Origin of the sequence: Helicobacter pylori, from assembly GCF_001998165.1 — a bacterium.
In the GTDB taxonomy this organism is placed as follows: Bacteria; Campylobacterota; Campylobacteria; order Campylobacterales; family Helicobacteraceae; genus Helicobacter; species Helicobacter pylori_DL.
This window is the reverse complement of sequence record NZ_MTWR01000065.1, coordinates 1-6833: the sequence shown is the minus strand read 5'-3', so window position 1 is coordinate 6833 and position 6833 is coordinate 1. Positions and strand designations below refer to the sequence as shown.

Annotated in this window: 5 protein-coding genes; 1 reads left to right on the top strand and 4 read right to left on the bottom strand. The window is 38.7% G+C overall.

The window, feature by feature from the left end; translation table 11 throughout:
• Nucleotides 1–68: 68 nt before the first annotated feature.
• The 4 genes from BZK24_RS07500 to hopE all read right to left on the bottom strand — a co-directional run bounded on the left by BZK24_RS07500 (nt 69) and on the right by hopE (nt 3696).
• Nucleotides 69–971, bottom strand: a complete 903-nt coding sequence (locus BZK24_RS07500) for an SAM hydrolase/SAM-dependent halogenase family protein (protein ID WP_077657045.1) — start codon at nt 969–971, stop codon at nt 69–71.
• Nucleotides 972–1418: 447 nt separating this feature from the next.
• Complete coding sequence (locus tag BZK24_RS07485; protein ID WP_077657044.1) at nt 1419–1763, bottom strand: hypothetical protein; 345 nt, start codon at nt 1761–1763, stop codon at nt 1419–1421.
• Nucleotides 1764–1770: 7 nt separating this feature from the next.
• The gene (gene rsmH, locus BZK24_RS07480; RefSeq protein WP_077657043.1) at nt 1771–2697 is read right to left on the bottom strand and encodes a 16S rRNA (cytosine(1402)-N(4))-methyltransferase RsmH; all 927 of its coding nucleotides are present in this window, start codon (nt 2695–2697) and stop codon (nt 1771–1773) included.
• A 177-nt stretch (nt 2698–2874) separates the two neighbouring features.
• Nucleotides 2875–3696, bottom strand: coding sequence for a Hop family outer membrane protein HopE (gene hopE, locus BZK24_RS07475; protein ID WP_077657042.1), 822 nt, complete (start codon nt 3694–3696; stop codon nt 2875–2877).
• Nucleotides 3697–3860: 164 nt separating this feature from the next.
• On the opposite strand from hopE, the gene uvrA reads away from it, so the two are divergent.
• Nucleotides 3861–6686 carry an excinuclease ABC subunit UvrA gene (uvrA, locus tag BZK24_RS07470; RefSeq protein ID WP_171972426.1) on the top strand — a complete coding sequence of 942 codons (2826 nt, stop codon included), beginning with the start codon at nt 3861–3863 and terminating at the stop codon, nt 6684–6686.
• The last annotated feature ends 147 nt before the right edge of the window (nt 6687–6833 follow it).

The window sequence follows — 6833 nt, the reverse complement described above, 5'->3', positions numbered from 1 at the left end:
TAATTAGGCTGTGTTAATCAAAGTTTGGTAGGTAAAAATTAACCCCCCTTAATTTTCTAAAAAGCGCCTTATTTAGCACACTTCTTTATATCAATATTCCAATCAGCGCCAGATTTGATTTGATGTTTTTGCGCGAAATTATCCATATTCAGCGCCACAGAAACATTCAACAAGCTGTTTAAATAGACCAACGGCTGGCTTTCTGGCACATCGCCAAAGCTCGCAACATACGGCATTTTCCCTTCGTATTGTTTCTTAGAATCTTTAAAAATCGTTACACACACTGTATCGTTTCGTTTGATCCCTGCTTGATTGAGCAGTTTATCGCTGATATTGCTCCAAACATTGCCATACTGAATATCCAAAATCGGGATATTGCCTTTCACTTCCCCTTTTGTGGCTTTCGCTTTTTGGTAAGGAATTTCAACGACTTTTGGGGGAAGCTCTGGCCCGACCTGCTCGAATGTGATCGCTCCAGAAGCCAAACGCGCACCAGTGTAAGCATACACATCACGACCATGGAAAGTGTAGGATTTTTCAGAACCTTTCAAGCGGTTAGCTTTTTCGTCAATTTCACGCACGCTATCAATCCCCAAAGTTTGCACCACCAAAGTCAGCGTGCCGTTATCCGGCGAAACAAAATACTGGCCGTTTTTAGTTTTTAGCACCACCGATTTACGCTTAGTGCCTACGCCCGGATCAACTACGCTCACAAATACCGAACCTTTTGGCCAATAACTAGCCGTCTGATACAAGCGGTAAGCACCTTCCCAAATATTATACGGAGGGATTTCGTGCGTTAAATCAAAGATTTTAAGATTAGAATCAACGCTGAAAGCGACGCCTTTCATCGCCGAGACAGCCCCATCTTTCAGGCTAAAATCTGTCTGTAAAATCAAAGCGTTATCCGCATGAACAGACGATAACCCTATACACGTTGATAAAAACAACGCTAAAATCGTTTTTTTCATCTATATTTCCTTATCTGATGTTAGTGTTGTGTTATATACTGAATAACAAAAGCGAAGTGAATATTTTTTATGGTTGCTCCTTGATTAACTTTTATGGACTTTTGGAATTTCTATTATACTATTTAAGAGGGGTTTTTCCTAAAAATCAAGGGTTTAAAGGGGCTTTACATCTAAATAGAAACAAATTTTTAAAAACAAGTTTTTGTTTTAAGGTTAATTTAGCGTTAATTAGGCCATTTTTAATAAAAACTTGACACCCAAAACCTTTAACCCCCCCTTAATTTTTCTAAAAAAGTTGCTTTGTTTGATAGTAAAATCATGAACGCATAGGGGGATATTTTGCGCTTAATGCCCCCTAAGAGCGCTTTATAAGAGACCTTGCTTGACGCAAGCTTTTTTATATTTAGTTTATATTTAGTTTAAAAAATGTTTTCTGGCATTTTTTCATTAAAACGCAATATCGCCAATGTTTTCACTATTTTCTATATAGTATTTAAAACACTCTTTTTCTAATTCGTTTTTTAGGATTTGTTGTTCTTCTAAAAGCAGGCGTTTTTGATCTTCTAGGGTGTTGATTTTACGGCTAATATAATAGATATTATTGCTCAAATAAATTTTAGGCACTAACAGAGCTAAAAACGCGCCCCCAAAAACCAATACCCCTATTAAATTCATTAAAGAAAGACCATGCGAATTTTCATTTGTAGCTTCGGCGAATAATTCTTTCTTTTCGTCCTCTTCTATACGCACAAAGCGTTCTTTTTCATTTGAAGAATGGGTTTTGATATTCATGGCTTACTCATGGCTTGAATTGAAACACCCTCATTTTAGCGCTTCGTGAACGCCTGTTGTTTTTAATTTCTTCTGGGCTTGGAGTGATGGGCTTTTTGGTTAAAATTGCGCCTAAAGCGTGATTGTTAGAGCAAGCGCATTTGAAACTTGAAGGATCGCAAATGCAATTTTTAGCGTAATCTTTGAAAGCGTTTTTCACTAACGCGTCTTCTAAAGAATGAAAAGAAATCACGCACAAAATCGCTCCCTTAAGGTTTCTAGCGCATTGTAAAAATTCTTTTAATTCTTCTAATTCGCTATTGACTTCTATGCGGATGGCTTGAAACACCAAAGTCGCTGGATGGATTTTTTTATTTTTAGAAAAAGAGCTTAAAAACTCGCTCAAATCCTTAGCGTCTTTAAAGGGTTTTTTAGCGCGCCTTTCTGCAATTTTATGGGCGATTTTTTTGTATTCTTTGATTTCTCCATAGTCTCTAAAGATTTTTTCTAACGCCACTACAGAATAAGAGTTGATGACTTTTTGAGCGTTTAAATCGCTCTCTAAATCCATGCGCATATCCAAAGCGTGCGAGTGGAAATTAAACCCTCTGTTATCATCATCAAGTTGTAAGGAGCTCACCCCTAAATCCACTAAAACCCCCTTGATTCGCTCGCCATGAATCTCTAGGGCTTCTTTAAAGCGTTTGGCAAACCCTCCACTTAAGAGATTACAACGCCCTTCAAAGGCTTTCAATCGTTCTTTAGCAATTTCTTGAGCGAACTTATCTTTATCAATGCCAATGAGTTTCAGGTGCGGTTTTTGGGATAAAAGGGCTTTAGAATGCCCTCCTAACCCTAAAGTGCAATCAATCAAAACCCCTTCTTCTAAAGGCGTGAACGCTTGCAAAACTTCTTGCAACAAAACGCTTTTATGCAGATTTTCTATTTCTTGCAAAAATCCCCTTAAAACCCCTAGATGAATTTTCCAAATGCCTACTCAACAATATTGGTTTTGTTGGTTACACTCAAAAGTTTCTTTATAATCAATTTTAGCTTTTTAAGATGCAAAAACCCAAACTAAAATCCCTTTTATAAAGATTAAAAAGGGTTTAAAGATACCCTTTAAAAGGGTTTAAAAAGTGTAATTATACCCTAAATAAAGCGAATAATCCCGTTTCAAATGGTAATAAAGATTAGTAGCGTTAGGACCCGCACTCAAAAACTTGTTGATGAGTAGCGGCACTCTCACACCAAACTCTACGCCATTATGCTTGTAGATATTGGCTCTCACCCCAAAATTCAACCATACCTGAAAAGCGACGGTTGAAGTGTTGGTGCTGTAAGGAGCGTTAGGGTTACAATAAGTAGGGGTACAAACATCAGGACCTTTAGCTTCAATGATTTGCTCTTTCCAATAGTTTGCTGCGGAGCTTTTCCAAGTATTACCGCCGATAGCGACCCCACCAAAAATACCAAATGAAGCGTTATCGTTATCAATAATATCAGCTAACAAATCACTCCCCACACCCCAAGAGACCATATCCAACTGGATTTTATTAGGTGCATAAACTTGCTTACCTAAATCGGCATGCCCGTAATCAAAAAGCCCATACACCCTAAAACCAAACCACTTGCTTGTCATATCTAACGACTTGAACTGGAAAAATTTCTTATAACCCACATTCAACCCAAAACCATTCAAAGCCCCATTGGCGTATTTGGAGTGCCAGTTGATATTGGTGCCTCCTGGATTGTGCTTATTAGCGGTAAGACCTGGGGGGCAACCCACAACACTCCCTGTGCAATCCCCTGTGTTATAAATATTACTATTCAAACGGGCTTGTCCAAGCTGATAATTAGTCCCTATATAAACACCATCACCTTCGGCTAACAACGAAGAGCTTAAAACTGCGGATAGAAGCCCTAAAGCTACAAACTTTTTCATAAATTCCATTCCTTTACATTCCTATCTTTAAAATTGTCTCATAAAATAATAGCATGTTTATCCTTAATCAAGCAAATATTTTTAACTCTTATGAATAAGAAATGATAATAAAACCATTCTTTTTTGAAGTATAATAGCTCCTTTTAATCCATTTTCTTATTTTAAGGAAACTCTTGCAACATAAAACCATTATGGATAAGATCATTATACAAGGGGCTAGGGAAAATAATCTCAAAAATATTTTTTTAGAAATCCCTAAAAACCAGTTTGTTGTTTTTACCGGATTAAGCGGTTCGGGTAAATCCACTCTGGCGTTTGACACTTTATACGCTGAAGGCCAAAGGCGCTATTTAGAGAGTTTGTCTAGCTATGCTAGGCAATTTTTAGACAAAGTGGGTAAGCCTAATGTGGATAAAATTGAAGGCCTAACCCCTGCGATTGCTATTGATCAAAAAACCACTTCTAAAAACCCTAGATCCACTGTGGGGACGATCACTGAGATTTATGATTATTTAAGGTTGTTGTTTGCAAGGATTGGGGAGCAATTTTGCCCCACATGTTCAGAACCCATTAGTTCTATGAGCGCGAGCGATATTATTTCTCAAATCTGTCATTTAGAAGAAAATTCTAAAATCATTATTCTAGCCCCCATTATTAAAGATAAAAAAGGTTCGTTTAACGATAAATTAGAAAGCTTGCGTTTAAAGGGGTATGTGAGGGCTTTTGTTGATGGGGTGATGGTGCGTTTAGATGAAGAAATCCATTTGCACAAAACCAAAAAACACACCATTGAAGCGGTGGTGGATAGGGTGGTAGTTAACAATGAAAACGCTTCACGGATCGCTAGCGCAATAGAAAAAGCCCTTAAAGAAAGCTATGGGGAATTAGAAGTGGAAATCTTGCAAGACAATGCGCCAAGCATCAGAAAGCATTACAGCGAACATAAGGCATGTTTTAAGTGTAAGATGAGTTTTGAAGAATTAGAGCCTTTGAGTTTTTCTTTCAATTCGCCTAAAGGGGCGTGCGAGAGCTGTTTGGGTTTGGGGACAAAATTTAGCTTAGATATTAGTAAGATTTTAGATCCTAACACGCCTTTAAATCAAGGAGCGATTAAAGTGATTTTTGGGTATAACCGCAGTTATTACGCTCAAATGTTTGAAGGCTTTTGCGCTTATAATGGCATTGACAGCGTGCTTTGTTTCAACGAATTGAATAAAGAGCAACAAGACGCTCTTTTGTATGGGAATGGCACTGAAATCAGCTTTCATTTTAAAAATAGCCCCTTGAAACGCCCTTGGAAAGGCATCATTCAAATCGCTTATGACATGTTTAAAGAGCAAAAAGATTTGAGCGATTACATGAGCGAAAAAACCTGTTCTTCATGCAAGGGGCATCGTTTGAAAGCCTCAAGTTTGAGCGTCCAAGTCGCTGGCTTGAAAATGGCGGATTTTTTAACTAAGCCCATTGAAGAGGTTTATCATTTTTTTAATGATCCCACGCATTTTAGCTATCTTAACGATCAAGAAAAAAAGATCGCTGAACCGATTTTAAAAGAGATTTTAGAAAGGGTGTTTTTTTTATACGATGTGGGGCTAGGGTATTTGACTTTAGGGAGGGATGCGCGAACCATTAGCGGAGGGGAGAGCCAAAGGATACGAATCGCTAGTCAAATCGGGAGTGGTTTGACAGGGGTTTTATATGTTTTAGACGAGCCTAGCATTGGCTTGCATGAAAAAGACACGCTCAAACTCATCAACACCCTTAGGAATTTACAAAAAAAGGGGAACACGCTCATTGTCGTAGAGCATGATAAAGAGACGATTAAGCATGCGGATTTTGTTGTGGATATTGGGCCAAAGGCTGGAAGGCATGGGGGTGAAGTGGTTTTTAGCGGGAGCGTGAAAGAGTTATTGCAAAATAACCATTCTACCGCCTTGTATCTCAACGGCACTAAAAAGATTGAGCGCCCCAAATTTGAACCCCCTAAAGAAAAGCATTTTTTAGAAATTAAAAATGTCAATATCAATAACATTAAGAATTTGAGCGTTCAAATCCCTTTAAAACAATTGGTGTGCATTACTGGGGTGAGCGGGAGCGGTAAAAGCTCGCTGATCTTACAAACCCTTTTACCCACCGCTCAAACCCTTTTAAACCATGCTAAAAAAACTCAAAGCTTGAATGGGGTGGAGATTGTAGGGTTGGAGCATTTGGATAAGGTGATTTATTTAGATCAAGCCCCAATAGGCAAAACCCCACGAAGCAACCTTGCCACTTACACAGGGGTGATGGATGAAATCAGGATTTTATTTGCCGAGCAAAAAGAAGCTAAAATTTTAGGCTATAGCGCGAGCCGTTTTAGCTTTAATGTTAAAGGAGGGCGGTGCGAGAAGTGCCAAGGCGATGGGGACATTAAAATAGAAATGCATTTCTTGCCTGATGTGTTAGTCCAATGCGATAGCTGTAAGGGCGCTAAATACAACCCCCAAACTTTAGAAATCAAGGTGAAAGGCAAATCCATTGCCGATGTGTTGAACATGAGCGTAGAAGAGGCTTATGAATTTTTTGCTAAATTCCCTAAAATCGCTGTGAAGTTAAAAACGCTTATAGATGTGGGCTTAGGCTATATCACTTTAGGGCAAAACGCTACGACTTTAAGTGGGGGGGAGGCTCAAAGGATCAAATTAGCTAAAGAATTGAGTAAAAAAGACACAGGCAAAACCCTTTATATTTTAGATGAGCCTACCACCGGTTTGCATTTTGAAGACGTGAATCACCTTTTACAAGTCTTGCATTCTTTGGTGGCGTTAGGCAATTCCATGCTAGTGATTGAGCATAATTTAGACATTATCAAAAACGCTGACTACATTATAGACATGGGGCCTGATGGGGGGGATAAGGGCGGGAGAGTCATTGCGAGTGGCACGCCTTTAGAAGTGGCACAAAATTGCGAAAAAACCCAAAGCTATACGGGAAAATTTTTAGCTTTGGAATTGAAATAGCTTGCATTGGGAAAGGTTAGTGGCAATAATAGCCGCTTGATCATGCAAGAGTTAGCAAAGAAGCCATGCCTTTAAAATCCATCGCATGAGAGTTTGAGAAAAAATTAAGGGAGTTAGAGACCATTGGGACAGCATCTAACTAATACA

What these genes read in the sequence shown, in the direction of transcription:
- BZK24_RS07500 (WP_077657045.1), bottom strand. Translation starts at nt 971, where the DNA reads ATGAAAAAAACGATTTTAGCGTTGTTTTTATCAACGTGTATAGGGTTA.
- BZK24_RS07485 (WP_077657044.1), bottom strand. Translation starts at nt 1,763, where the DNA reads ATGAATATCAAAACCCATTCTTCAAATGAAAAAGAACGCTTTGTGCGT.
- hopE (WP_077657042.1), bottom strand. Translation starts at nt 3,696, where the DNA reads ATGGAATTTATGAAAAAGTTTGTAGCTTTAGGGCTTCTATCCGCAGTT.